At 64.0% G+C, this 26,571-nt stretch carries 23 protein-coding genes, 1 tRNA gene and 2 pseudogenes; 16 read left to right on the plus strand and 10 right to left on the minus strand.

The annotated features are described in order from the left end of the window. Positions 1–19: 19 nt before the first annotated feature. Both ACQHI0_RS06850 and ACQHI0_RS06855 read right to left on the minus strand, forming a co-directional pair. The gene (locus ACQHI0_RS06850; protein ID WP_427907078.1) at positions 20–595 is read right to left on the minus strand and encodes a TetR/AcrR family transcriptional regulator; all 576 of its coding nucleotides are present in this window, start codon (positions 593–595) and stop codon (positions 20–22) included. A 1-nt stretch (position 596) separates the two neighbouring features. After that, positions 597–3,128, minus strand: coding sequence for a molybdopterin-dependent oxidoreductase (locus tag ACQHI0_RS06855; protein ID WP_427907079.1), 2,532 nt, complete (start codon positions 3,126–3,128; stop codon positions 597–599). 234 nt (positions 3,129–3,362) lie between these two features. On the opposite strand from ACQHI0_RS06855, the gene ACQHI0_RS06860 reads away from it, so the two are divergent. Continuing rightward, positions 3,363–3,770 carry a helix-turn-helix domain-containing protein gene (locus ACQHI0_RS06860; RefSeq protein WP_427907080.1) on the plus strand — a complete coding sequence of 136 codons (408 nt, stop codon included), beginning with the start codon at positions 3,363–3,365 and terminating at the stop codon, positions 3,768–3,770. An 8-nt stretch (positions 3,771–3,778) separates the two neighbouring features. Here the strand turns inward: ACQHI0_RS06860 and ACQHI0_RS06865 are convergent, their stop codons facing one another. Together ACQHI0_RS06865 and ACQHI0_RS06870 are read right to left on the minus strand one after the other, a co-directional pair. Next, positions 3,779–4,819, minus strand: a complete 1,041-nt coding sequence (locus ACQHI0_RS06865; RefSeq protein WP_427907081.1) for a fused (3R)-hydroxyacyl-ACP dehydratase subunits HadA/HadB — start codon at positions 4,817–4,819, stop codon at positions 3,779–3,781. A 48-nt stretch (positions 4,820–4,867) separates the two neighbouring features. After that, positions 4,868–5,362, minus strand: coding sequence for a DinB family protein (locus ACQHI0_RS06870; RefSeq protein ID WP_427907082.1), 495 nt, complete (start codon positions 5,360–5,362; stop codon positions 4,868–4,870). A gap of 412 nt (positions 5,363–5,774) precedes the next feature. Between ACQHI0_RS06870 and ACQHI0_RS06875 the strand changes: the two genes are divergently transcribed. Further along, positions 5,775–5,848: transfer RNA gene (locus ACQHI0_RS06875), tRNA-Pro, on the plus strand. A gap of 336 nt (positions 5,849–6,184) precedes the next feature. Next, positions 6,185–6,790: pseudogene (locus tag ACQHI0_RS06880) on the plus strand (helix-turn-helix domain-containing protein); the annotation flags it as partial. A gap of 46 nt (positions 6,791–6,836) precedes the next feature. On the opposite strand, the gene ACQHI0_RS06885 reads toward ACQHI0_RS06880, so the two are convergent. Continuing rightward, positions 6,837–7,742 (minus strand): IS5 family transposase, encoded by a 906-nt coding sequence (locus ACQHI0_RS06885; RefSeq protein ID WP_427903100.1) that lies wholly within the window; start codon positions 7,740–7,742, stop codon positions 6,837–6,839. A 243-nt stretch (positions 7,743–7,985) separates the two neighbouring features. Here ACQHI0_RS06885 and ACQHI0_RS06890 point away from each other — a divergent pair. Next, a pseudogene (locus ACQHI0_RS06890) lies at positions 7,986–8,159 on the plus strand (DDE-type integrase/transposase/recombinase); the annotation flags it as partial. A gap of 21 nt (positions 8,160–8,180) precedes the next feature. Here the strand turns inward: ACQHI0_RS06890 and ACQHI0_RS06895 are convergent. Together ACQHI0_RS06895 and ACQHI0_RS06900 are read right to left on the minus strand one after the other, a co-directional pair. Further along, complete coding sequence (locus ACQHI0_RS06895; protein ID WP_427907083.1) at positions 8,181–8,822, minus strand: NAD(P)H-binding protein; 642 nt, start codon at positions 8,820–8,822, stop codon at positions 8,181–8,183. Between the two features lie 459 nt (positions 8,823–9,281). Beyond that, positions 9,282–10,241 carry a GlxA family transcriptional regulator gene (locus ACQHI0_RS06900; protein ID WP_427907084.1) on the minus strand — a complete coding sequence of 320 codons (960 nt, stop codon included), beginning with the start codon at positions 10,239–10,241 and terminating at the stop codon, positions 9,282–9,284. 119 nt (positions 10,242–10,360) lie between these two features. On the opposite strand from ACQHI0_RS06900, the gene ACQHI0_RS06905 reads away from it, so the two are divergent. Beyond that, positions 10,361–11,014, plus strand: a complete 654-nt coding sequence (locus ACQHI0_RS06905) for a DJ-1/PfpI family protein (RefSeq protein WP_427907085.1) — start codon at positions 10,361–10,363, stop codon at positions 11,012–11,014. A 46-nt stretch (positions 11,015–11,060) separates the two neighbouring features. After that, a complete protein-coding gene (locus tag ACQHI0_RS06910; protein WP_427907086.1) occupies positions 11,061–11,378 on the plus strand; it encodes a hypothetical protein in 318 nt (105 codons plus the stop codon). Between the two features lie 343 nt (positions 11,379–11,721). Here the strand turns inward: ACQHI0_RS06910 and ACQHI0_RS06915 are convergent, their stop codons facing one another. The 3 genes from ACQHI0_RS06915 to ACQHI0_RS06925 all read right to left on the minus strand — a co-directional run bounded on the left by ACQHI0_RS06915 (position 11,722) and on the right by ACQHI0_RS06925 (position 16,311). Continuing rightward, entirely contained in the window at positions 11,722–12,336 is a 615-nt protein-coding gene (locus tag ACQHI0_RS06915; RefSeq protein WP_427907087.1) for a TetR/AcrR family transcriptional regulator, read from the minus strand. An 80-nt stretch (positions 12,337–12,416) separates the two neighbouring features. Beyond that, a complete protein-coding gene (locus ACQHI0_RS06920; protein WP_427907088.1) occupies positions 12,417–14,243 on the minus strand; it encodes an acyl-CoA dehydrogenase in 1,827 nt (608 codons plus the stop codon). A gap of 187 nt (positions 14,244–14,430) precedes the next feature. Next, positions 14,431–16,311: a TetR/AcrR family transcriptional regulator gene (locus ACQHI0_RS06925; RefSeq protein WP_427907089.1), complete on the minus strand. Its 1,881-nt coding sequence runs from the start codon at positions 16,309–16,311 to the stop codon at positions 14,431–14,433. Positions 16,312–16,846: 535 nt separating this feature from the next. On the opposite strand from ACQHI0_RS06925, the gene ACQHI0_RS06930 reads away from it, so the two are divergent. From ACQHI0_RS06930 to ACQHI0_RS06975, 10 genes are read left to right on the plus strand one after another with little or no spacing between them, the layout of a single operon-like run. After that, positions 16,847–17,641, plus strand: coding sequence for an MlaE family ABC transporter permease (locus tag ACQHI0_RS06930; protein WP_427907090.1), 795 nt, complete (start codon positions 16,847–16,849; stop codon positions 17,639–17,641). 12 nt (positions 17,642–17,653) lie between these two features. After that, positions 17,654–18,538 (plus strand): MlaE family ABC transporter permease, encoded by an 885-nt coding sequence (locus ACQHI0_RS06935; RefSeq protein ID WP_427907091.1) that lies wholly within the window; start codon positions 17,654–17,656, stop codon positions 18,536–18,538. Continuing rightward, positions 18,535–19,698 carry an MCE family protein gene (locus ACQHI0_RS06940; RefSeq protein ID WP_427907092.1) on the plus strand — a complete coding sequence of 388 codons (1,164 nt, stop codon included), beginning with the start codon at positions 18,535–18,537 and terminating at the stop codon, positions 19,696–19,698. The genes ACQHI0_RS06935 and ACQHI0_RS06940 overlap by 4 nt, the downstream gene beginning before the upstream one ends. After that, complete coding sequence (locus ACQHI0_RS06945; RefSeq protein ID WP_427907093.1) at positions 19,695–20,711, plus strand: MCE family protein; 1,017 nt, start codon at positions 19,695–19,697, stop codon at positions 20,709–20,711. The genes ACQHI0_RS06940 and ACQHI0_RS06945 overlap by 4 nt, the downstream gene beginning before the upstream one ends. 3 nt (positions 20,712–20,714) lie before the next feature. Beyond that, a complete protein-coding gene (locus ACQHI0_RS06950) occupies positions 20,715–21,704 on the plus strand; it encodes an MCE family protein (protein WP_427907094.1) in 990 nt (329 codons plus the stop codon). After that, positions 21,701–22,879 (plus strand): MCE family protein, encoded by a 1,179-nt coding sequence (locus ACQHI0_RS06955; protein WP_427907095.1) that lies wholly within the window; start codon positions 21,701–21,703, stop codon positions 22,877–22,879. Before ACQHI0_RS06950 ends, ACQHI0_RS06955 begins: the two co-directional genes overlap by 4 nt. Beyond that, on the plus strand, positions 22,876–23,979 hold the full coding sequence (locus ACQHI0_RS06960; RefSeq protein ID WP_427909103.1) for an MCE family protein: 1,104 nt from the start codon (positions 22,876–22,878) through the stop codon (positions 23,977–23,979). The genes ACQHI0_RS06955 and ACQHI0_RS06960 overlap by 4 nt, the downstream gene beginning before the upstream one ends. Further along, positions 23,976–25,400: an MCE family protein gene (locus tag ACQHI0_RS06965; protein ID WP_427907096.1), complete on the plus strand. Its 1,425-nt coding sequence runs from the start codon at positions 23,976–23,978 to the stop codon at positions 25,398–25,400. Before ACQHI0_RS06960 ends, ACQHI0_RS06965 begins: the two co-directional genes overlap by 4 nt. After that, the gene (locus ACQHI0_RS06970) at positions 25,376–25,975 is read left to right on the plus strand and encodes a hypothetical protein (RefSeq protein ID WP_427907097.1); all 600 of its coding nucleotides are present in this window, start codon (positions 25,376–25,378) and stop codon (positions 25,973–25,975) included. Before ACQHI0_RS06965 ends, ACQHI0_RS06970 begins: the two co-directional genes overlap by 25 nt. Continuing rightward, positions 25,942–26,562, plus strand: a complete 621-nt coding sequence (locus tag ACQHI0_RS06975; protein WP_427907098.1) for a hypothetical protein — start codon at positions 25,942–25,944, stop codon at positions 26,560–26,562. The genes ACQHI0_RS06970 and ACQHI0_RS06975 overlap by 34 nt, the downstream gene beginning before the upstream one ends. Positions 26,563–26,571: the final 9 nt, after the last annotated feature.

Consider the following 26,571-nt stretch of genomic DNA (forward strand, 5'->3'; position numbering starts at 1 on the left):
CCGTGGCCGACGTACTGACCTACTTGTCGACGGCGGTGGCGAGCAGTACGCGCAATTCTTCGACGACCGCGTCGAGGGCGGTGGTGGAGCGGTTGACGCGGCACAGGATCACCGCCCCTTCGACGCTCGCGACGGCCATCGTGGCCAAGCGTTCGGCGCGTGCCGGTGCGACGCCTTCCGCGGTGATCGCGACGGTCAGCGTGTCGTGCCACCGGTGCAGGATGTCGGCCACCTCGGGTTGCAGGTGACGGTCCTCGGGGGACCCGCCCACCGCCACCGACACCACCGGACAGCCCGCCTCGAAATCGGACGTCACCAGGATCGCCGTCCAGAACTCGGCGATCCCGGCCAGCACACCGGCGGCGCCCCGATTCGCCGCTTCGGCAATGAGGGCGCTGATGGTATCGCCTGCGAGAGTGAGTGATTCGGTCATGATCTGGGCGCGTCCGCCGGGGAAGTGGTGGTAGACCGACCCTCGCGGTGCGCCACTGCGGGCGAGCACCGCGTCGACGGTCACGCCCGCCGCGCCGCGTTCCCGCAGCAGTTCGATCGCACTGCCCAGCATCTTCTGCCGGGTGTTGGTACGAGCGCCCACGTCAGGCCTCCTGCACCGGTGCTGCGAGCACCTCGATTCGGGCGGGCACGTTCTTGTGCCAGGGGCTGCCGAAGAACTTGTCGCGTCGTGCGGTCGAGGTCAGTGTATTGAGCGCGACACCGACGACAGCGTCATCGCCCGGATAGGCGACTCCCATGCCGTTGGGTAGCGAGATGTGTCCCGCCTGCATCATCTCGCTGATCTCGATCGTCGTTGTCGCAGAACCGGATTCGGTGACCACCCGCACCATATCGCCAGTGGTGAGCTCGAGCCGCTCGGCATCGGCCACCGCGATCCGCAACGCGCCCGCACGATCGCGGCGTCGCCAATCCGGATTGCGGATGATCACGTTCGCCGTGAACGCGCGCCGTTCACCGGCGGACAAGGTGAACGGGAACTCCGCGCTGGTGTAGTCGGGGTCGACCGTGCAGACCGCGCGCAGTTCGTCGAGCATTTCCGGGATGGCGGCGTGGATCTTGCCGTCGGCGTGCTGGATGTAGCGCCACGCGTCCTCGTAGCGGTCATCGGAGAACAGCACTCCTTCCGGATGCGCGCGCAAGGCCTCGAACAACTCCTCGGCCTGGGCGAACCCGGAGCTGGTGAACCCCGCCCGCGCGACGGCGTCGGGCTGGGAGATCACGCACAGCAGCGCGAATCCCCATGCCAGCGCCAGCGCGGACTCGCCCTCGGGCAGGCAGGCACCCAGGGTGCGGTACAGCAGGTACGGCGTCAGTCCGGCCAGCTCCGGTCGCGCTTTCAGCGTGGAGAACAGCGCGAGCGCGAACGCCTCGCGGCTCACCCGCGCCGCCGCGGTCAGCTCCTCGAGCAGCCGGGGCTCGACCACGCCGAGACGGTCGATCACCGCACCGTAGATCTCGGGTTCGGGCCGGGTACCCGGTAACGGCGCCATCAACGGCGCGCGCACCTGAAAGCTGTTGTGCGGGAAGTGCAGCGTGAACAGCGAAGCCTCGTATTTCTCGAACTGACTCGCGGCGGGCAGCACATAGTCGGCCTGGCGAGCGGTCTCGGTCATCGCGACATCGACAACCACCGACAGCTTCAGCGACCGCATCGCGGCCACGAATCGCGCCGAATCCGCCAGCGAGTGCGCGGGATTCGACGAATCGATCCACATCGCCCGCAACCGGTCGGGGTGGTCGGTGAGGATCTCGTCGGCGATCGAGTTGCACGGGATCAGGCCGTTGAGAATTCGGGCGCCGGAAACCGGTGTGCGCGTGGGACTGTCGGCCATGCTCAGCTTGTCGGCGATCGTGCGGGCGATCGGCACCGCGACAGCGTCGAAGAAGACATCGAGCGTGGTGCTCGCCGCCAGCCCTGCCACCTTCTGTGTGATCGTGCCGTGCCGCGCGGTCGCGGCGATCAATCGGCGCGCACCAGTGGCGCCATAGCGCATCGCCACCGTCGCGAGGCCGCGTCGCACGGGCTGTGTCGTGCCCGTCTCCTTGGGGATGGCGTGCCAGCGTCCGGCGAGTGGAAACATCCACGAATGAATGTTCACCCCACCGGGTTTGGCGAAATTGCCGGTCAGAATCCACAGCATCTTGTTCAGATAGGCCACCAGTGTGCTGTTGGGTGACTGCTGCACGCCGAGGTCTTCATAGGTGGCGGCACTCTTCGCGGCGGCGATCCGGCGCGCGACAGTGCGAATCAGCGTCTCGTCGACTCCGCAGCGGCGCGCGTTCGCGGTGATGTCGACCGCCCGCAGCGCCCGCAGCATCGGTTCGACGCCGGTCGCGTGTTCGGCCAACCACGCGGTGTCGTGCAAGTTCTCCTGCACCAGCGTGGCCGCGATCGCCGACACGCACCAAGCGTCGGTGCCCGGCTTGACCCGCAGGTGATAGTCGGCCAGCGCCGCGGTCTCGCTGACGCGCGGATCGATGACGATCATCGTCCGGTTCGGGTCCCGCGCGATCTCGCGCAGCACCGGCCGCGCCTGGGCGATGCCGTGCGACTGCCAGGGATTCTTCCCGACGAAGATCGCGACTTCGCTGTGCTGGAAATCGCCGGTGGTGTGATTGCCGTAGAGCTGGGAGTCGACCCAGGATTCGCCGGTCTTCTCCTGCGCCAGCGCATTCGACATATACCGGCCACCGACCGCGTGATACAGCGCCCGGCCGTAGGCGCCACCGAGGTGATTGCCCTGCCCGCCACCGCCGTAGAAGAAGATGGATTCGCCACCGTGCTCGTCACGAACCGCGGCCAGCCCGGCGGCGATCTCGTCGAGGGCGGTATCCCAGTCGATCGGCTCGTACGTGCCGTCCGCGGTGCGCCGCAGCGGGGTGTCGATGCGGTGCGCGCCGGACTGGTACTTGTCCAGCCGCAGCGGCTTCTCGCACGTGTAGCCCGCCGACCCGGGATGCTGCTTGTCGCCCCGGATCTTCACCAGGTGGCGATCATCGGTCTGGATCTCGAGGCCGCAATTGCACTCACAGAGAATGCAGGCCGTCTTCTGCCACCCCGCGGCCTCGGGCGTCGCCGCGTTGCCATCGGTGGCCGTGCTGGTGTGGCGCATACTATGCAGTATTGCATAGAACAGGAAAGCGGCTCGGACTTGCCGGAATCCGGCCGAACCGACTTCCTGCCGAGCGGGTGCGGCCCCGCCGTCCCGCGACCTGCGGTCCTCATCGCTAACAGGTCGCGCGCTGAGTTTCTGTGACCAGAGCGGCAAGATCGCTCGGCCTATTGCCAGAAACACAGTCCGCGACTCATGATGGTCTTCTGACCAATTTGACGCCGAGGAACCGCTGTGACGCACTTCGCCGCCCGCCTCAACGATCTTTTCGACAACCCATCGAGTCCGGACGTGCGTCAGTGCACAAACCGCCACGTCGCACGCATGCTGCAGGCCGCCGGTCACCGCATTTCGGCGCCGTATCTGTCACAGCTGCGATCCGGAAATCGCGATAATCCGTCGGCGAAAACTGTTGCGGCGCTGGCCGAGTACTTCCAGGTCACACCCGACTACTTCTTCCTCACGGCGGACCGTTCGGAAGACGACGATCACACGCTCATCCAGGAGCTCGAACTCGCAGAACCGCGCGCGTTACTGCTGCGCGCCGTCGGACTGTCCAGCGACGCCATGGACATTCTCGTCGCGATGGCAGAGCGTCTGCGTGTCAGTGACGGATTGCTTGCCGTGTACCTCGATAGCTGACCTGGCCGCTACCGATCCGCGCACTGGATCACCGCGACGGCTCGTCCGAAGATCTTCCTGCCGTTCTGAGTGGCGGTGACGGCAATCGTCGCGGTCTTGCGTTCCGGATCAACGGCCTTTATCTTGCCCCGGTATTCGACGGTGGCGCCGTGATCGCTGACGTAGACCGGGCTGGTCAGCCGCACCGCGTACTCGGTCACCGCGCCGGGATCGCCTGCCCACGAGGTTATGAACCCGGCGCCGATCCCGACCATCAGCATCCCCTGTGCGACAGGCGATTCCAGGTTCACCGAGGCCGCGGCCGCAGTGCTCCAGTGAATGGGGTTGGGGTCGCCTGCCATGCCCGCGTAGTTGACCAGGTCACCGAGTTTCACGGTCACACTTCTCGGCGGTAGTTCGTCACCAACGGCTATCGCAGTGAACGGCAACGTATTTCGGCCCGATTCCGCTGCCTGCCGCCGAGGCGGTGCCGGTGCGTGGGATTGTCGCGGTATCGAGCTGCCATGCCGGAAGTTCTGCATCAACAGTCCGTCGCAGATCCGCGCCGCGGCGAGGTTCACCTCCGGCCTCCCGACGAACGACGTGCGGGTGGTGACCACTTCGTCGCCGTGCTGATCGGTGACCGAGCATTTGAAGCAGAAGATGTCGCCCCCGAATGCTTTTCGCGCCGATTCGAGTTCGACCTCGAAGCGCAACGCGTCACCCGCGAGGATCGGCCGGTGAAAGACGAGGGAATGGTCGGTCTGCATGATCTGGCTGAGATCATAAGCCTGGGCGACCCGATCGAACATCTCGATCTGCGCCAGGAACGCGGGGACCGAGACGAAGGTCAATGGCGCGACGAGTCCGCTGTAACCATGGTCGTGTGCCGCGTCCTCGGACCGATGAACAGGATGGTCGTCCTGGACCGCGCGGGCGAACTCGCGGATCTTCTCGCGCCCGACGACATAGCAGTCGCTGCTTCGATAGGACTGCCCGACGGTCGTTGAGGGCGCGACCGAATCAGCGGGCGGATCGTGCATCCTGGAGTCGTCTGGAGTTGTGCGCACCCCAGCAAGCTAGCTAAGTACTAGCCGTGCGAGTGATATTTGCTGTTGTCAGAGTGTCGCGGGAGCCTGGTCGATCTGTTCGCGGAGAATATCGCCGTGACCTGCATGACGGGCGAATTCCTCGATCATGGCTAGCAACGTCCAGCGCATGCTGACAGTCCCTTCGCGCGGATTGTGTTTGGTGTCGTCCAAGCCGAAGCGCGCGGCGATCGCCCGTGACCGACTGCTCGCACGCTCGAATTCGGCGATCACGTCCGCCAGCGACTCGTGGTCGGCCACGGCGAAGGTGCCCTCGTCCCGCTCCGAGTACCCGTCGCATTCGGACTCGCCGAGCCCCGCCCAGAACCGCTGGAACCAGATCCGCTCCGCCGCGGCGGCATGTTTGATCAACGAGATCGGCGTCGTCAGCGACACGACGAGCCGACGACGGGCATCGGCGTCGGACAGGCCGCGGACGGTCGCGATGAGCGCCTCACGGCTTCGATCGAGCGCGCTCTCGATGAGCACTCGCTCGGTACCGGTGGTAATGATGTTGGTAGTCAAGGACTTTCACTCCATTCACTTGTTTCGTACGGGTGCGCGGCAGGCTCCGGCAACTGATCGCGAGTAGATCACTGCGCGTCCGGTGCCGGAGATTTACCAGGGGAGGGGTATCTGAATGCCTGTCGCGGAATCGGCGCTGAGGAAGCGATGCGGGTCGATCTACACCGCAGCCGAGACAGGGCGCGCCTCGAAGAGCTCGATGGCGCCTGATGCCAGTGTGCCACATCGCCGATCCCGCGCATCGCGTCCGCGCAACCCCACGGAACCGAGTGCGCCACCGACCAACTCGACGCTCCACCGCGTCGCTGTCGATCACCGCCAATCTGGCAAAAAACATGCATCTACCAGCCGATTAGTCCCTACGCCAGGAGGTGAGGTAATCTTTTCGAGCACCCGGAGACGGGGGCAAGAACGGGCTGTGGCGCAGCTTGGTAGCGCACTTGACTGGGGGTCAAGTGGTCGCAGGTTCAAATCCTGTCAGCCCGACAGTGAAAACCCCCTCTGACCTCGGTCGGAGGGGGTTTTCTTGTGTCCCGAGATTTGACGTGTTCTGGCCCGATATACGCACTTATTGCACATTAATTGCTTCGAGGAACCGCTCCGTGGGTCTCTGGACCCCGTGTTCGCCCCCGAAGGTCTGCTTGCGAGCTGAGGCATCCCGCATTGATGGGACGATCGGTCGGCCTGCTCGCCCGATCGGCTAGCTGTTGTAGGTCATGAGGTTGTTGACGCCCGGGCAGGGGTGAGCTGAGGGGACGGGCCTCCCGGCGGCAGGATGGAAAACACCACATCCTCCGTCCGCTCGACCGGGAAGACCCGTCCGTGACCCACCGTAATGCCCCGCTGTCCACCGAAGGCCGCCGCCGCTTGGTGCAGCGCTGCCAGACCCGTCCGATCGCTCACGTCGCTGCCGAGATGGGCATTTCACGTCAATGCGCCTCGAAATGGGTCAACCGGCACCGCCGGTTCGGCGAGTTGGGCCTGGCGGACCGTTCCAGCACGCCGCATCATCAACCGAGGGCCACATCAGCCGAGGTGATCAACCGGATCGAGAAGATGCGCCGGGACAAGAAATGGTCGGCCCGACGAATCACGCACGAACTATGTTGTGACAGTGTCGATATCGCGGTCAGGACCGTGACCAGGCATTTGCAGAACCGGGGCCTGAACCGACGCCGGTTCATCGACCCGACCGGTGAGAACAATCGGGTACCACGCCAGATCGTGGCCCAGCGGCCTGGGCACATGGTCCATGTCGATGTGAAGAAGGTCGGGCGCATTCCCGACGGTGGTGGCTGGCGAGCGCACGGCCGCGGCTCCGCACAGGCCAAGGTCGCCGAAACCGCCAAGAAGCGTGGCGCCAAAGCTGGCTACGTCTACCTACACTCCGCAGTCGACGGCTTCTCGCGGCTTGCCTACACCGAGGCTCCTAGGCAGTGTCTCGAAGTCGTGAGGGCGGCCCGCAGGCCCGCTCTCACGAGTGCCTGAGCCACTGGTTGATCACCGCGATATGGATCGTGGCCTGGTAGCGGACAGCGAGTTTGTCGAACCTGGTAGCCACCGCACGATGCTGTTTGAGCTGATTGATACCCCGCTCGACAGCGTTGCGGTCACGGTAGAGCACCGCATCGAACGCCGGGGGCCGACCACCGGCTCTGCCACGACGGCGACGGTGCGCAACCTGATCGGCAGGGACCGGGATCGTTGCCCTGATCCCGTGACGGCGCAACCATTCCCGGTTACCTCGACTGGAATAGGCCTTGTCGGCCAACACCCGCTCAGGGCGGACTCGTGCCCGCCCGCCACCGAGTTTCGGCACCTCGATGCCATCGAGCACTGCGGTGAACTGCGGACTGTCACCGGCTTGACCTGCGGTGACCAGTACCGACAGCACACGGCAGCCCTGGTCACACGCCAGATGCAGTTTGCTGGTCCACCCGCCCCGCGAACGCCCCAGCCCGTGATCGGCCGGCTCGGATTCCCCTGGACCGGCCGGTGGTTCGGATTGCCCGCCGCTGTCGCGGCGGGCGCCAGCAGCATGCGGGTGAGCCCGCGCGATCGTGGAATCCACACTGATCTGCCAGTCGATCACTCCAGCTGCGTCGGCCTGGACCTGCAGCGATCGCATGATCGCGGCCCATGACCCGGCCCGCTGCCACCGGCGGAACAGTCCATACACCGCTTGCCAGGACCCGTATTCGGCCGGAACGTCTCGCCACGGCGACCCGACACGACACCGCCACCGGATCCCGTCGATGAGCTGGCGTTTCGTCCATTTCGGCGGGCGTCCCGCCTTCTTACCGCGGGGCAGCAACGGCTCCAGCCTCGCCCACTGGGCATCGGTCAGGTCCGCTCGCCCCGCCACCGCTAGGCTGGCCACGAGGTCTCCGGTGCTATTCAGATTTGCTTGGTCGCTAATCCGAATACCGGAGGCCTCACCTATATGCCAACGCGGGCAACAGCTTCGGTCGAACATGCTGATGGGGTGGCGCCGCTGCGCGGTGCCACCCCATCACTCATTTCGAGACAGAACCTAGCCGCTGACGAGATCCCCGTCGCGGTGACGTACCGGGTCCTGAAAATCGCGCGCCAACCGTACTATCGGTGGCTCGCTGACTCGGTCACCGCGGATGCACCAAATCGGTTGTGGCTCACCGATATTACCGAGCATCACACCGGTGACGGCAAGCTGTATTCGTGTGCGATCAAAGACGTGTTCTCGAACCGGATCGTGGGCTGCTCGATCGACTCGAGAATGAAGGCTCGGCTCGCCGTCGATGCCCTCGGCTCTGCGCTGATTCGGGCACGGTCGCGCGAATTACGTTGCCAGGTAGTGGATCTGGACCCCTGATGAAGGGATTCGTGCGGCCTCCACCATCCGGTGAGCGACCTCGGACGGATGCACTGGCCGGTATTTCGACAGGCGGCCCCGCAGCAGTGGAGACACGATCGGAGCCAGCCGCTTGGCGATGTCCTCGGCCGGCCTGCTTTCGGACCGTTCGCCGAGTAGCAGCGAGGGCCGGAAGATATGCACTGCCGGCAGCGTCAGCGCCGAGACATCGGTTTCGGTTTCGGCTTTTACCCGGTTGTATTCGCTGGGCGACGAGCGACTGGCGCCGATCGCGGAAACCATGAGGAACTGTCGAGCCTGCGCCGTGGCCGCTCGTTCGGCGACTGCTAGGACGTAGTCGTGATCAACCTTGCGGAAAGCTTCACTGGAACCCGCCTTCTCCCTTGTTGTTCCAAGGCAACAGAACACATCGGCGTCGGTCAGTAGATCCGCGGTTCCTTCGAGGTCGTCGAAGTCGACGATGTGCTCACTCAGTCGGGGGTTCTCCGTGTCGAGCGGGCGTCGGACCAGAACGTGCACCCGCTCCCAGGCGGGATCGGCGAGCAGTGTGCTCACGAGCTCATGTCCGATTGCCCCGGTGGCGCCGACGATGACAGCAGTCCTTTTCATGAGTACTCCTCAGAGAGATGGTCTGCAGTTGGAGCCGCTTGGGTCAACAGGTCTTAAGCACCGGCAGCCGTTCGATAGGCTACCGGCCTTTCCGGTGCTGCGCCGAAATCGGATTCGTGCGCAGCGGCCCGGTGATCGGCCGATGCCCACTGCGTGAGCGGAATCGTGTCGATGACACCGACCAGGCGCGGGCGCGCGACGGAATCGAGCGATGCGAGGGCGGCGGTCCCCGACACCAAATAGACTGCACATGCCGAGGCGATCAAGAACGTCCGCATTCTGCCGGTCGACTGGACCGAGGCTGTCGGCCGGACTGAGGCCGACGCTGTCGCTCGAGCGAGCAGAGTCATGAGAAAAGTACGCCGCCGGGTGCTGCAGCAGCACGGTCGCAGTGTGGCGGTGAGCTCGATGCCCTCCCAATGGATTTCGTGAACACTGCGCTTAGTGGGCGCTCTCGCATTATTCGGTGGCAGGTTCTTGCTGTTTGGCGACGGTGAGTGCGGTGCGGTAGTGGGTGGGGCTGGTACCGACGATGTCGGCGAACCGGGCTCGGAGGTTTGCGGCCGTCCCGAGACCGGATGCGGCGGCCACACGGTCGACTGAATGGTCGGTCGACTCGAGCAGGCGTTGAGCGAGGCGTACTCGCGCGCGGGTAAGCCACATGCTGGGGGTGACGCCGAGTTCGTCGGCGAAGCGGCGGTTGAGGGTGCGCGTGCTGACCGCGGCGAAGCGGGCGATGTCTGCGACGCTGATGGCCTCGGAGGCGTGCTGCTCGATCCAGCGCAGCGTCGACTCCAGGCCGCTGGCGCCGAGGGCGTCATCGCGCACGTACTGGGCCTGTCCGGCATCGCGTGTGAGGGGCATTACGGCGGTGCGGGCGGCATCCGCGGCGACCGCGCTGCCGTGGTCGCCGGCGATCATGTGTAGGCAGAGGTCGATGCCGGCCGACGCGCCGGCCGAGGTCAGGATCTGCCCGTTGTCGACGAACAGGGCCGCGGGGGTGACGTCAATGGCCGGGTACCGGGCGGCGAGCAGGTCCGCCGCCCGCCAATGCGTGGTGGCTCGCAGACCGTCCAGCAGTCCCGTGGCAGCGAGGTCGAGCGCTCCGACGCAGATCGATGCGATGCGCGCACCGTGCGCGGAGGCATCGCGGATGGCGCCGATGGTGCGAGGGCTCAGCGGTGCGCTGCCCTCGGTCCGCCCCGGGATGATCACCGTGTCGGCCTCGGCGAGCCGGGCCAGCGGATGCGGCACGGTGAGGGCCGTCGCGCCTGCGCGAGCCTGCCGACGCGGCCCGGCGACCACGACGTCGTAGAGGGGTGACCCATCGTCGCGGCAGCACCTCCCGAAGACCTCCAGGGGCGTCGCGAGATCAAAGGCGATCACCCCATCGACGGCGAGGACAGCAATCGAGTGCACATCGCCAGCATAATCCGACCGATGGCGGAATCGTTGCGCATAACGTCACATCGGCCACTCGTCTTTCCTGTCGCCCCTTTCTACCGTGGAGGTGTCGGCTCACCAGGAAGGCAGTACCTTTGCTCGCTCAAATCGTTCTCTTCGACGGCTTCGACCCTCTCGACGTCATTGCGCCCTTCGAAGTGCTCAGCGCGGGCTCGGATGCGCTCGGCGGTGCTCTCGACGTACGTCTCGTTGCCATGGACAACTCCGGACCGGTCACCGGCGGCACGCGCGGGCTCCGGCTGGAAGCCACCCACATCCTCGACCCGGAAGCACCCGGAGTGATCATCGTGCCCGGAGCATCCGGCCCCATTCACGGCGATCCGGACGAGGTCGACACGATCCCCGTGCTGATCGCACGACTCGGCGACACCGCATTACCAGACCTGATGCGTCGCGCGTTCGCCGCACCCCGGACGCTGGTGGCGACTGTCTGCGGTGGATCGCTCGCACTGGCGATGGCTGGACTGCTCGAAGGCCGCACCGCCGTGACGCACCGGCTCGGCAACGACGTGCTCGAAGCCACCGGCGTCCGTGTCGTCGACGCCAGGGTGGTCGATGACGGCGACCTTGTCACCGCCGGCGGCGTGACCTCGGGCCTAGATCTGGCTCTCTACCTGCTCGAACGGCTGTATGGTCCACGCATCGCCCACGCTGTCGAGCAGCTTTTCCAGTACGAACGCCGCGGCACCGTCTGGCACGACCGGGGACCCGAACCCCTCGCCGCCTGACGGTGATCACACAGACACAACCCACTTCGCAGCGAGACGAACCTTCATGACCACCCTCCCCGGCATTTGGGCGCTGACCATGCGCACTCCGATCGGCAGTATCCACGCCGACATGACCTTCACCGACTCCGATGGAGTCCTCACCGGTACCGCTGCCGGAAAGGCCGAGACTGTGCGGTTGCACGACCTGCACAGTGAGGTCACGCCACATGGAGAGCACGTCACGTGGCGACAATCGATCACCAAGCCCATGCGATTGAACCTCGACTTCGACGTCGTCATCACCGGCGACACCATGCAAGGTCACTCCCGTGCCGGACGCCTACCCAAATCGACAGTCACAGGTACCCGTCACGTCCCATGATCGAAGCAGGGTGCGGTCGCAGCGCCACCTGGGTCCCACTCTGTTCATCGCGGTACCCTGCTGTGTCATCGCTGAGGTCCCGGGCGATCTGCGCCGGGGCCACCCTGTACTCACGAATACAGGGTGGCCCGCACAACGTCATCACGGAACTCGTATGCGGTTGGGGTGCAACAACATCCTTCCAGACCCCACCATCACCGCAAGCCGAACCGGATGTCACCTGCCGCCCCCGAGCCCCCTTGATGGCTGCCGGGGCGGCACCGGCGGACTCGATTCGAAACCGAGCATGCAGGTTGGGCGGCGCGAGATGCGGCACTGGGGCGTGATGAGGTCGACCAGTTCTTCAGCTCGGCGAGACGGTCGGCCCGCTCGGCAGGTCGCGTCTTCGCCGATCCGTGCGGCCGTCCCATCTACGCAGCCCGGCCCAGTACCATTCGGTGGCCGTTTCTGCGGCTTGGTGTTTGGGGAGCGGGCGGCCTGCTTGACGCCAGTCGCGGGAGGCGGTGAGGCATGCGCCGAGCAACGCGAAAGCCAGTAGCCGGGAGCGAGCCGGTTCCCGGTCATCCGGATGCATACCCCGGGCGACGATCGTGGCGCATTCAGCCATAGCGTTCCTGATCCGCCATTGGACGGATGGCTCGTCGGGGACAACTGTCGACACGAGATCATGGGCGGAGGGCGCGTTGCGGTCGGCTAAGTCGAAGATCGCGCAGACCGTGCCGCGGATGCTGTCGAGTTCGTTGTCGGCCGATGCAATCGCATCATCCAGAACGGTGGTCAGGTTGTCGAGCTCCTGCTGCAATACCGTGAGGTAGAGGTCAAGCTTATTCGAAAAGTGTTGGTACAGAACAGGTTTGCTCACATTCGCGCAGTCGCCAACCGTCGCCATGGTTGTGCCGTGGTAGCCGTGGGTGGTGAAGGCTACCCGGGCGGCGTCGATGAGCTGATTACGACGCACTTGCCGGACGGAGGTGAGAGCTGGAGCTGTCTTTCGGGAGGTCCCAGATGCGTGCTGCGGCACCGCAGTTCCTCGGGGAATCAGAATCCGCCTTCGTCGAGTTCCATCACCGACAGGTCGGTGCCGGAGAGGACGGCTCGTTCGGCGGTGAGATGCGGCAGAACGGTGTTGGCGAAGAACGAGGCCACCGCGATCTTGCCTCGGTAGAACGCGACATCTTCCGCGGAATCGACGGCAGCCAAGGCGATTTCAGCGCCGACGATCAGGCGCCAGGCCACGAGCAGGTCTCCGACCACGAGGAGGAACCGGACGGCGTTGAGGCCGACCTTGTAGAGCTCGGCTGGCTGCTCGGCCGCGGCCAGCAGATGCGTAGTGAGGGTGCCCGCAATTTCCTGCACGTCTTCGAGTGCATGCGCGAGCAGGATCTTCTCGGCTTTGAGGTGCCCGCCGTCGACATCGGACCGGGCGGTGGCCCGGACGCGGTCGAGCACATGAGTCAGGGCGACCCCGTGGTCTCGAGCGATCTTGCGGAAGAAGAAGTCCTGCGCCTGGATGGCGGTGGTTCCCTCGTAGAGGGAATCGATCTTGGCGTCACGGATGTACTGCTCGATCGGATAGTCCTGCAGAAAGCCCGATCCGCCGAAAGTCTGCAGGGACTCGGTGAGGTACTGGTAGGCGCGTTCGGAGCCGACGCCTTTGACGATGGGCAACAAGAGATCGTTGACGCGCGCGGCGAGGTCTTCGTCGGCGCCGGAAATGTGCTGGGCGACTGTGGGATCCTGGTGACCTGCGGTGTAGAGGTAGATCGACCGCAGGCCTTCGGCGTATGCCTTCTGCATCATCAGCGACCGGCGGACGTCGGCATGGTTGATGATGGCGACCTTCGGGGCTGTCCTGTCGGAGGCTCGGGTGAGATCCGCGCCCTGCACGCGGGACTTCGCGTATTCCAGCGCATTCAGGTAGCCGGTGGACAGGGTGGCGATGGCCTTGGTTCCGACCATCATTCTGGCTTCCTCGATCACCTTGAACATTTGGGCGATGCCGTCGTGAACGTCGCCGACCAGGTATCCGACCGCAGGCGTGCCGTGGCCGCCGAAGGTCAGCTCGCAGGTAGCCGATGCCTTGAGGCCCATCTTGTGTTCCACGTTGGTGACAAAGGCGCCGTTGCGTTCTCCGGGCTCGCAAGATTGGTGGTCGAAGAGGAATTTGGGCACAACGAACAGGCTCAAGCCCTTGGTTCCCGGTCCAGCGCCTTGGGGGCGGGCCAGGACCAAATGGATGATGTTCTCGAACAGGTCGTCGGAATCGGCGGAGGTGATGAACCGCTTGACCCCCTCGATATGCCAGGAGCCGTCTTCTTGTTCGACAGCCTTGGTGCGGCCGGCGCCGACATCCGAACCCGCGTCTGGTTCGGTCAGTACCATGGTCGCACCCCAGTTACGCTCGACAGCTGTTGTGGCCCAATGCTTCTGCTGTTCGGTGCCGATGGTGCCGAGCACATCGGCGATCAGGGGGCCGGTGAGGTACATGTAGGCGGCGGGCTGGGCACCGAGCACGAATTCGTTGATCGCCCACCCGAGCATCGACGGCGCGGGTACCCCACCAACGAGCTCGCTCTTGGCCAACCGCCACCATTCGCCGTCGCGCCACGCTCGCACCGCGTTCTTGAACGGAACAGGCAACTGCACCGAGTGGGTGTCGGGAGTGAAAACCGGTGGATTGCGGTCGGTTTCGGCATAGGGTGCGGCGACTGGACCCTCGGCCAGGCGTGCCGCTTCGGCCAGCATCGTTCGTACGGTGTCTTCGTCGAGATCACCGAAGGCGCCGGTGTCGAAGACAGCACCGAGACCGAACACCTCGAACAGGTTGAATTCCAGGTCACGAACGTTGCTCTTGTAGTGGCCCACCGGACCTCACCTCTCGACCGTGCCCGCCTCGAAGGGGCAGACCATGACTAGGCGCGATGTGCGCCCGCGGACCCATGATGTCCTAGAGAGCCGAAGCTTGCAACACTAAGTAAATGGCCGATAAGTCATATTGTGACTGTTAAGTAGCGTTGAACTGCAAGAACGAGAATCTATTGCCGGTAAGTCGCTAGTCGATAAGGTGTTGTGGTGGGCGTGGCTCGATGTCGGCGAGGGCGATGCGCTCGCAAACCACGCACAGCAGATCGACGAGGTCGACGCGGCGGGTGAGTCGGGGATTGCGGATGGCGTCGTTGATCACGGTCGCGACGGCGTGGATCAATACGCGAGCGGTCGCCGGCGTCAGCTCCGGACGGACCGTCTGCAACAACCGAGCCCAGCCCATGACGCCGTCGCGATGGGTGCGGCGATAGCGGGCGGCGGCATCGTCGGACAGGTGACCGAGTTCGCCGACGGCGGTGCCGATCAGGTCTGGCTGCCCTACGGCGAAGTCGATGTAGTAGCGCAGCACCAGTTGCAGTGACGTGCGCGCGTCGTCGGCCTCGGTGCGGGCCCGCTCGGCGCAGAGCTGGACACATCGGTTGTTGCGTTCGACGATCTCGTCGAGGAGGTCCGCTTTGCTGGCGAAATGGTGATAGAGCGCTGGGCCGCGTACACCTACCGAAGCGCCGATGTCCTCCATGCTCACCGCTCCGAAACCGCGCTCGTTGAACAGCCGGGCCGCGGCCACGATCATCTGTTCGACGCGGAGCTGGGGATCTGGCTTGCCATGGGCTGTTTCGGAGGTTGCGCTATCGCTGAGCCGTGGCTCGCCCTCTGGGATGCTGGTTTCGATCACCGCCGCGACGATGCCGTCGAGTACTCGGGTGAACAGGTCCGGTGGCAACTGGGTGCGGTGGTTGGACGGGCTTGTCACCACAGAGAGGACGATCCAGCTCAGCAGTTCGCGCTCGTTGGAGGTCAGATCGGGGCGCCTGCGCTCGATGCCGGCGCCGATATAGTTGGTCAGGCGAACAGACCTGGCCAGCACGCCGACCCGGTCGGACTCGGTCAGGTTTCGAAACTCCAGCTGCCACAGACGGGCGAGCCCGCGGGTCTCCAGCGCGACACGTACCAGCTCTGACAGTGTGCCGTTCGCGGTCTCCGCGCCCGCCGCGGCCCCGACCCTGGCCAGAATCACGTCGAGTCCTTCGCGCAAACAAGAGCCGAGCAGCTCCTGTTTGGTGCGAAAGTGGCGATACAGCGCTGCGGGGGTGATTCCCACCGCGGAGGCGATATCGGCCATCGAGGTGCGGTGATAGCCGCGTTCAGCGAAGGCGACGTCGGCCGCTCGCAGGATCGTCGCACGGCGGTTTCGCGGCCGACGTTGTACTTCAGATCGCGCCGCAGCTTTCGGCCGCGCGGTGACGTCGGCTGCGGCACCGAGGCTGCCCACGAGCATGCGCAGCAGTTCCTCGCCGAGCTGGTCGTCGGTCGCGTCTACCCAGCCGAGGGTCCAGTCGTGCATCAGCCCGTTGATCAATCCGACGAACGTGGCGGCGGGAAGATCGAAATCCCGACGCGAAATCTCTCCGCGGGTTGCGAAACTACCGAAAAGCTCGCGCAGAAGGTCGAGCCAGCGTGACCGCTGCCGCAGACGCTGGGCGTCCATGCGCTCGCTCACGCCGACGACCTCGACGAAAAGGATGCGGGCGCACCGGGTATCGCGGGTGATGCCCGAGAGGAAGGCGCGGATCATCGCGGCGGCCCGGTCGGCAAGGGGCAAGTCTTCGACCCGGCTGGTCTCGTCTACGACGCGCTGTTCGATGGCGGTGTTGATGTGCAGCTGCAGCTCAGTGAGGACATCTTCGAGTGTGTCGTACTCCTCATAGAACTGCCGGGTGGACAAACCAGCGGCAAGGCACAGATCAATCAGCCGGGTGTTCCGGTACCCGGGGCCGGCGCCGAACGCCTCGAGAGCTGCCTCCCGCAGTCGGGTACGCCGCTCGGCGCGTCTTTCGGCTGCCGGTTTTCCGGCATAGCGTCCTGTTGCCGACTCGATCCTGGCCACTGATCGTCGTCCTTCCCGTCCGCGTGGCCTCGTACGCGAACCCAAATGTGGTTACTGTGATATTCAGAGTATGGCAATGATGCCGGAACGCGGGCCGTGATGCCAAACCAGACCGACGTTCGGTGGACTCGATCACAGAAGCCGTGTGGCCAGCAAGGCGATGTACAGCTCGGCAGCGTGGGCCGGATCCTCGCAGTCGCGGCCGGTGAGGTCGCGGTTTTGCGTAGCCGGTACAACATCGTGTTGCGGTGCGCCACCGAGCTCGCTACAAAAGAATGAGTTTTGTAGCGAAAATATCAACACCGAAGATCATGTTGCAATCGCGACGTCGTTCGAGGTAGTGTCCCTGTGATTCACGACACTGATCTTCCGAGCGGGCATCAGTCCGCAGGCTCTCCAGCCCAGTGATGACTTGCTCACGAGGCGGGGCGTCGTCCGGGCGACGTCGCGAGCATGTCCTGGTCATTGCGGCCACCTGGTTCAGCAGAGGAAGGCCGTCGTCACTGCCGGCTGGCGGATTTGGATGGAGTTCGACATGTCACCAACCGAGACAAGGGTGTCGCGCGCGGCCGCGGCGGCAACCGCGAATGCGCGCATCGCGCCGCGCGTCCTTGGCGAGTTCTACGCGACCGCGCTGGAAACCTTCCGGCATCTACCCAGCCGTCCGTTCCAGCTACGGGAGTTCATCGCGCAGGCATGGTTCATCGCAGGTGTATCGATCGTGCCGACGCTGCTGATGGCAATTCCGTTCTGCGTCATGGTCGTTTTCCAGATCAATGTGTTGCTGAACGAGATCGGCGCCATCGATCTGTCCGGTGCAGGGGCAGGCGTGGCGGTTATCCGTGAGATCGGGCCGATTGTCACCGTCTTGGTAGTAGCGGGCGCGGGGGCCACCGCCATCTGCGCCGACCTCGGATCACGCACGATTCGAGAAGAGATCGATGCGATGCGCGTGCTCGGCATCGACCCCATCCAGCGCCTGGTCGTCCCGCGGGTCCTCGCCTCGACAACGGTGGCGCTATTCCTCAACGGCCTGGTCACAGCCGTCGGTTTGACCGGTGGCTACTTGTACGCGGTGTACCTCCAGGGCGCGACTCCCGGTCAGTTCATTACCGCCGTACCGATTCTGACCGGCATTCCGGACCTGTTGATCAGCGAGCTCAAGGCCGCAATCTTCGGCCTGCTCGCCGGGCTGGTCGCCTGTCACCTCGGCCTCAATGTCAAGGGTGGGCCGAAAGGCGTGGGAGACGCGGTCAACCAGACAGTGGTCTTCAGCTTCGTTTTGCTGTTCTTCGCCAACGCGATCATCACCACCCTCTCCCTGCACTGATCGGAAGACGAGATGACCGAAAATTCAACGTACAGCGTCTCCGACGCGCTCAGTACCAAGCCGATGGCTCGAAAAATCGTCAAAGGCGCCAAAGCGCCGGTGGACGGAGTATCGGGCATCGGACAGCAGATGTCGTTCTACCTCAGCAGTCTTGCGTGGACCCCGCGGGTACTCAAGCGCTACCGCCGTGAAGTTGTCCGCCTTGTGGCCGAAGTCAGTCTCGGTACCGGTGCGCTGGCCGTGATCGGTGGCACCGTCGTAGTCGTCGGATTCCTCACTGCGGCAGCGGGTTACGAAGTAGGCCAGCAGAGCACCAGCTCGCTCGGTCGAGTGGGTGTGGAAGCGATGGCCGGCTTCATTTCAGCCTTCTTCAATACCCGCGAAGCCATCCCGGTGATCGCCGGAGTCGCTTTGACAGCCACTGTCGGCGCCGGATTCACCGCCCAACTGGGTGCCATGCGGGTGAGCGAGGAGATCGACGCGCTCGAGGTGATGTCAGTGCCATCCATGCCATACCTCGTCACCACCCGGATTCTGGCCGGTCTCATCGCGGTCGGACCGCTCTACGCGATCGCGTTGTTCATGGGGTACGCCTCGACCGAATTCGTCAGTGTGGTTCTCTCCGACCAGTCACCCGGTACGTATGAGCACTACTTCAACCTCTTTCTGGTGCCCGAGGATGTGCTGTGGTCACTGCTGAAGGTGACGATCATCGCCGTCGTGGTGATGTGCGTGCACTGTTACCACGGATATAACGCGTCAGGCGGTCCGGCCGGGGTCGGGGTCGCGGTCGGGCGTGCTGTTCGCACATCCCTGATCGCCATCATGATCATCGATCTGCTCGTCGGAGTCGCCGTATACGGCGGCGTCCACTCCACCGTGCGGGTGTCCGGATGATCGCCGCGACTTCGCGCACCAAATCTCTGACCCTTGGCGCGCTTTCGGTGACCTTTCTCGTGGTGGCGGCGCTGCTCGCGGTTGCCTCCTACAACGGGACCTTCATCCCTACTGTCCGCGTGTACGTGCACGCTGAACGTGCGGGGCTGCTCATGGCGCCCGGGTCGGATGTCAAGGTGAGCGGGGTGGTCATCGGTCGGGTCGGCGCGGTCGAGCTGGACGCCGAACACGCTGTCCTCGCTTTGGAACTGGATCCCGACGAAGCCGCGAAGCTTCCCGTCAACGTGGGTGCGTATATCGAGCCGACGACCTTGTTCGGCCGCAAGTTCGTCGCTCTCACCATGCCGAGCGACCCCGCCGTGAGGACGCTCGAAATGGGGTCGGTGATCGATGCGGCAACCGTGACGGTCGAAGTGAACGACACCTTCAAAGCACTGCTGGCAATCCTGCGCGTCGTCGATCCACAAAAGGTCAACTCCACCTTGACCGCCGCCGCGACCGCGCTCGACGGACGTGGCGATCGCTTGGGCGATCTGCTCGTCGACATCGACCGCTACCTCGGCGAATTCAACAACAGTATTCCGACGCTGCAACGCGACATCCCGCTACTCGCAGACAACGCGGACACGCTGGCAGCGGTCACGCCCGACCTCATGACCACGGTGTCGAACCTGACGACGACGAGCCAGACGGTCGTCGACCGACAAGCAGCCCTGAGCGCATTCCTGCTCAGCTTCACCTCCTTCGGCAACAACGGATCGGCTCTACTGGACAAGGCAGGAACCCCTTTGGTCAGCGCACTCGACGCTCTGGAACCGACGACCGGGCTACTCGCCGAACGCGCTCCCACCTATCAATGCTTCCTCTCGAGCCTCAACCAATCACGCAGGGTCCTCGAGCGGGCACTCGGTGGCCGACCGGGCCTCAACATCGTCGGCACGCTCTTGATGGGTGACCCGCCGTATCGGAACTCGGCCGATCTGCCCGTCAACGGTGCGGACTCGACGCCCGCCTGCTATGACTACGCCGCGGGGCCGGGCGGACCTCCGCCGCCACACATCGATTTCAACGACGGCTCGCATGCCTACCGACCGGTCCGCGAACCACTGGATGTGCTCGGAAACCCGTTCGCCGCGATGCTGTACGGACTCACCCGATGACCCCCCGGCGGCAAGGCCTCAAACTCCTGGCATTCGTCGTGGTCACCTCCTTGATCACGGGGGCGCTGTTCGTCGTGGTCGGTGATCTGCGTTTCGTCGCCCACCACACTTACCGTGCGCTGTTCTCCAGCGCGTCGGGACTTCGGACGGGCGAGGACGTCAAACTCGCCGGCGTCGTGGTCGGGAAAGTGGAAGACATCGGCTTCGGGTCGGCTGACCTGGTCGAGGTGGAATTCACGGTGGACGACAACGTCGCGCTCCTGCGGTCCGCCACTGCCGCAATCAAATACAAGAATCTCATCGGGGACCGGTACCTCGAGCTGACTGTGCGTGCTGATGGTTCGGGGGTGCGGCCGGAGAACGAGACGATCCCGGACTCCCAAACAAGCCCGGCGCTCGATCTCGACGCACTGGTCAACGGATTCCGTCCGCTGCTGCAGGGAATCGACCCGGACGAAACAAACAAATTGTCGGCATCGTTGGTCGCGGTCCTCAACGGGCGTGAACAGAGCATTTCGGCCATCGTCGAACAGCTTGGGTCCCTCGGTAATTCCATCGCCGACCGGGAGGCGGTGATCGGCAGGCTGATCGACAACCTCAACCTGGTATTGCGTACGGTCAGTGGCCGCGAAGACCAATTCGGTGCGCTGGTGACCAACCTGCAGCAGTTGGTCAGCGGGCTCAACAGCGACCGCGACACCTTGACCAGCGCACTGGTCGGGATCGACGATCTGAGCGGGCAGACAGCGCAAGTGCTAGAGGAGAACCGGCCGTCCATCGCCGCCGATATCGAGCAGTTGGGCCGCACCGCGGGCAACCTCAACGCGAGTTCCGAAACGCTCCAGCTCCTGCTCACCAACCTGCCCGAGGTCTATCGGCGTGGTGGCAGAGCCAGCGGCTACGGCAGTTTTGTGAACTTCTTTCTGTGCGGTGTGGCCATTCGCTACCCGGCGATCGGCGGCGGCCATTCGACCACGCCGATGTTCACGGTGCCGGCAGATAGGTGTAAGTGAGAGATGAAGTCCTTCTTCGATCGTGACCCGATCCGGCTCGGCTGGATCGGAACCGGGGTACTGGTTGCGCTGCTCGTGCTGGTTTTCAATTACCAATCGATTCCCGGATGGCCCGGATCGAGCAGTTATGTCGTCGAATTCACCGACGCCAGCGGACTTCAACCGGGCGACACTGTTCAGATCACCGGGATCACCGTAGGCAAAGTCACCTCCATTCAGTTGGTCGGCGATCACGTCGATGTAGAGGTAGACGCCGATACCCGCGACCGTCGTCTCGGCGACCGCACAGGTGCGGCGATCAAGGTCGAGACGGTGCTCGGGCGCCGATTCGTCGAACTTCGCCCCGACGGGGGAGGTGAGCTCGGCGACCGGATTCCGTTCAGCCGCACCACTTCTGGCTACGACATCACCGATTCGCTCTCGCAACTGACCGGCAAGCTCGAGGGCACCGACAAGAAGAAGTTGTCCGATGCCCTCGACAGCATCTCGACTGTGACCGAACATCTGCCGAAGAACCTCCAGTCGGCATTCGACGGAATCTCGCGCGCTTCTGCCACAGTGGCCGATCGTGACCAGGCCGTGCGTGATCTGTTCACCGAAACGAGCGCGGTCTCCGGGATTCTCGCTGATCGCAACCAGAACCTGACCGCGCTCATCAGTGACGGTGGGACGTTGTTCGCAGCGCTGAACGACCGAGCCGCGACGATCAGAAGCTTGCTTTACACCGTTACCCAGGTGAGCAACGAGCTCCGTGGCTTGGTCGCGGACAACACGGCGACAACACCCCCCACGCTGGCTGAACTCGAAAAGTTGATCGCGCTGTTGAACGAGAACCACACCAATATCAACGACGCGATCAGTGGTCTGCGCCCGTACGCAATCCAACTGGGGGAGGTCGTGGGCAGCGGACCGTTCTTCAACGTGCTGCTGCAGAACATCACTCCGGTCAACCTGCACGGCCAGGGCCCGGGCAGTCTTGGAGGAGGACGATGATACGCAAACGAACGTCGGACCGGCGGATTCCGCTGCCCGGACGCATATTGGGCGTCGCAGTGGCAGTGGCCGCACTGGTCATTGTCATCGCGACTGTCGTCGACCGTCAAAGTACCAAGCACGCCACGGCCTATTTCACCAACACCGCCGGCATGTATGTCGGAGACAACGTCACCGTCCGCGGCGTCCCGATCGGAACCATCTACCGGATCGAGCCGATCGGCGACAAGGTTCGAGTCGAATTCACCTACGACGCGGAAACATTCATCCCCAGCGACACCCATGCCGTCATCGTGGCACCGACCTTGGTTTCCGGTCGCTACATCCAGCTCACCACCGATCGTGTCGCCGACGGGCAGGCTCTCGCTAACGGAGCCGAAATCCCGATGGAACGTACAGCGGCACCCGTGGAGTACGACCAGGTCAAGCGCCAGCTCGACCAGCTCGCCACGGAAGTCGGCCCGGATCGGCCAGGCGCCGACGGCTCGCTCAGCAGATTCACCGAGGCGACCTCGGCGGCCTTGTCGGGCAACGGTGCCACCCTGAAACAGACCCTGCTGAACCTGTCCGCGGCCTTGCAGACCATCGACCAAGGTGCGCCCGACCTGTTCTCGACCGTCCGGAATCTGCAGACCGTAGTCTCCGCACTGGCCGCGAGCGACCAGCAGATCCGGCTGTTCACCGGGCAGCTCGCCGACGTATCCGGTCTCCTCGACGACAACCGCACTCAACTCGACGCCGCACTCCAGGCACTGCATGCGATGTTGCCCGAGATCCAAACCTATGTGCACGACAACCGTTCGGCGCTGCAGCACGATGTCGCCGAATTGCAGCGGATCTCCGGCCTGCTGGCCACTCGGCAGGACGACCTCGCCCAGATTCTGCACACCGCACCTACCGCGCTCGCGGACCTGTACAACATCTACGACCCCGACTCCCGGACGCTGACCGCTGCTGTGTCAGTCGCCGACTTCCCCGAGCCGATGTCGTTCATCTGTGCCTTACTGACGACCGCGAATGCGCCACAGCAGGAATGCTCGCGCGCGAGCGACAAGTTCGGCGATCTGTTCGGTGCTGCGGTACGCGCTGCCCAACCCCAACCGGTGGCACCGGCTCCCGCCCCAGCGAATCTTCTGCCCGGGCTCCTCATTCCAGGTCTGGGAGGTGGACGTTGAGAATCCGTCATGCATCGACGATCCTGGTAACGGCTCTTGTTTCGTCCATCTTGATTTCCGGTTGCCGGTTCGATGGTCCTAACTCGATTCCATTGCCCAACAACGCCATCGGCGACGAAAGCTACACCGTTCGCGTAGAACTGCGAGATGTGCAGAACCTCGTCGGCAATTCGATTGTCAAAGCCGACAACGTGACGGTCGGAATTATCCGGCGTATCGAGGTCGACGGCTACACAGCCATCGCGACTGTCGACATCGACGAATCGGTAACGCTGTCGAGAAACGTCACCGCGCAGCTCGCGCAGACCAGTGTGCTCGGCTCGCAGTATTTGGAGCTGACCACCCCGCCGACGGCATCTGCAACCGGGCGACTCGCCGACGGTGACACCATCGCGCTCGGCGACAGCTACGAGTACCCCGCCACTGAAGAGGTCCTCGCGGCGCTGTCGCTGCTGCTCAACGGTAGTGGCCTGCAACAGGTCCGGACGATCATGAGTGAACTCAACCAGGCCGTCGGGGGCCGGGAGGAGTCCGTCAACAGTGCGGTTGGCCGCATCGAGACCTTCGTCGGCGGTCTGGATGCCCAACGCGACAACATCGTCAGAGCTATCGACAGCCTGGACGGCCTCGCACAGTCGCTGGCCGAGCAGAACGCGACACTTGTCGCCGGCATCGAACAGATCCAACCGGCGTTGGCAGTGCTCGAAGAGCAGCGCGGACAGCTGGTCACGATGCTCGACAGTGTCGGCCGGTTCGGCGCACAAGCTGCTGAGGTGTTGCGCAGCAGCCGCGCCGATCTGGCCGCCAACCTGCAAAGCCTGCAGCCGGTCCTGACCGAGCTGGCCAATTCGGGAAAGGATCTTCCCGAAAGCCTGTTGCTCGCTGCGAGCGTCCCGTTCCCCGTGACCGCGATGGACGGACTTCGCGGCGACTATCTGAATCTGTTCCTCACCGTGGACCTCAGCCTCGAAGCGATCCAGAACAAAATGCTCGGCAGCATTCCACTGCGCGATCTGCTGCCCGGTGACCCCGGCCGTTTGGTGAACCCGATGACCGCGCCGACAGAACCCACCCACGCACCGGAGACTTGGGGTCGATGATGAGAACCAGACTTGTCCGAGGACAATTGATCGTTTTCGCCGTCCTGGCCGTGGCCAGCCTCGTGTACGGTCTCGTGCACTATGTGAGCATCCAGCGATTGACCGGTATCGGCACGTATACGGTCACCGCGGAATTCACCGAGGCGGGCGGGATCTATGAAGACGCACTCGTCACTTATCGCGGCCTCGATATCGGTCGGGTCACCGGAATCGAACTCAACGGCACCACCGTTGAAGTACGGCTCCAGCTCGAGTCCGACTACCGGGTGCCTGCGTCGACGACGGCAACCATCAAGAGCATGTCGGCGGTGGGCGAGCAATACCTCGACCTGCAACCGGATACGAACTCGCAGCCGTACCTGGCCGACGGTTCCCGCATCGCGAAGAATCGAACAGCCGTCCCGGTGCCGACCGGGCAGGTGCTCGGCAATCTCCAGACCCTGCTGACCGATATCCGGACCGAGAGCCTGAACAACACGATCGACGAGGTGGCGGCCGCACTCGACGGAACCGGTCCCGCATTGTCGGGGCTCATCGAATCCTCAGCAGATCTTATTCGCCTCGCGCAGGCAGATCTGGGGCCGACGGTCCAGCTGATCAATGATGCAGAGTCGCTGTTGACGACAGGGAACGTGGTCGGAAGCGATATTCGCTCGTTCACGCACGATCTTGCGTCGTTCAGTCAGCAACTCGTCCTCAACGACACCCAGATACGGGGCATCCTCGATGAAGGGCCGCCCGCCGCCGATACTGTCGGCGGTACCTTCGCCGATCTGAGCGAACCGTTGCCGCTACTGCTCACAGATCTGCAGACAGTGGGGCAGGTGTTGCGGGTAAATCTTCCGCAACTGCGCCAGATCATGGTCGTCTACCCAGCTCTGAGTGCCGTCGTCAACAACAGCGCTGTCGGGTACTCCGACAACTCCGATCCCCAGTTGCCGCTGCCGCTCGACATCAAACTCGGTAACACGCTCAATCCACCCCCATGCACCGAGGGCTATCAGGGCACCCAACGGCGTGACCCCTCCGACACAGCTCCGCTCGAGGTCACGCCGAATCAGCACTGCGACGTCCTCCCCGAGAACCCGAAAGTCGCCCGCGGTGCCCGCAACCTGCCCTGCGCCACCGATCCGACGGTTCGTACCGCTGACGTAGCGAACTGCCCGCGCGGGCTGCCGTCGACGTGGTCCGACATGCCGCAGCGTCCCGGTGTGGTCGAGCCGGCCCCACCTGCGCAACCGCAGGCGGCACCCACGGCGGCAGCCGACCCGGTGCTCTCCGCGGACAACCCAGCAGCCGTACCGTACGCCGAGCTCAGCGGGATATTCCGAGGCCCGGACGGGATCACCTACGTCCTCGGCAACGCACCATCAGTATCTGGAAAGGAAGTCATGAGATGGCAATCGCTGTTGATCAAGTAGACGAGGTCGACGATCGTTCGATCGACGATTCGACCACGGCCACAGCAGGTTCGGAGGTCGACACTGCCGCACACGAGATCGGTGGTCAACGTCGGCGTCGAGTCGCCGCGGCGTTGATCGTCCTCACAGTGGCGATGTTCGCCGCGCTCGGCGGGGCGGTGAAACTGTTCACCGATGTCCGCGCATCCGAACAGGCGAGCGAACGCGACCGGATCGTTCTGGATACGGGACGCAGGGTGGCGGCGGAGCTGGTCTCCCTCAATCACACGTCGGCGAAAGAGAATCTCGACACCATCGCGGCGAATTCCACCGGGTCGTTTCGCGATCAATTCGACAAGGTATCGGGAACATTCTCCTCGGTCCTCACGCAAGGGCAGGTCGAATCGTCCGGTGAAGTGAAGGAAGCGGGAATCGTATCGGTCGGCGACGATCGCGCCGTGATCATCGCCGCCGTCACATCGACGGTCAAGAATACCGAGGTGCCCGAAGGGCAAATGCGGGTATACAGAATGAAAATGACCCTGGAAAAGAACGGGTCCGAGTGGCTCGTATCAAACGTGGAGTTCGTTGCATGAGTATCATCACCGATTCGGCGGAAAATACCGCCGCACCGCGCGGTTTCTTCGTTCGGCTGAAGGTATGGCCATCCGGGGTGATCGGGCACATAGCGGGCTGGCCCGCAAAGGTGCTCGTATCGAGCGTCGCGATCGTTTTCGCGTTGACAGTGACCGCTGCAGTAACTGTCGCTATTCTGGCCGTGCGGATGAATAACGTCCAATCCGTCGAAACATCGTCACTGGCAGCAATGGATTCAGCCAAGAATCGCATTCCGCTGGTGTTGTCCTACGACTTCAACACCATCGACACGGAATTCCGTAAGCGCGCCGAAAACCTGACCGGGACGTTCAAGAACGATTTCGCCGAGCTCGGCACTGCCGTGATCATCCCGGCTGCGCACAAGGATTCGATCACGACCGAGGCTGCCGTCGCAGAGGCCGCGGTCGTCAAGGCAGACGAGAACGAAGTGACCGTGCTGATGTTCCTGAATCAGACTACGAAGAGCGCCAGCATGCCGGGCCCGCGCCTCGACGGCAGTCGCGTACGGGTGACCATGATCGAGTCCGGCGATCAGTGGTTGATCTCCGATATCACACCGGTGTGAGTGAGGATT

The organism is Nocardia sp. FBN12, from assembly GCF_050320175.1.
Lineage (GTDB): Bacteria > Actinomycetota > Actinomycetes > Mycobacteriales > Mycobacteriaceae > Nocardia.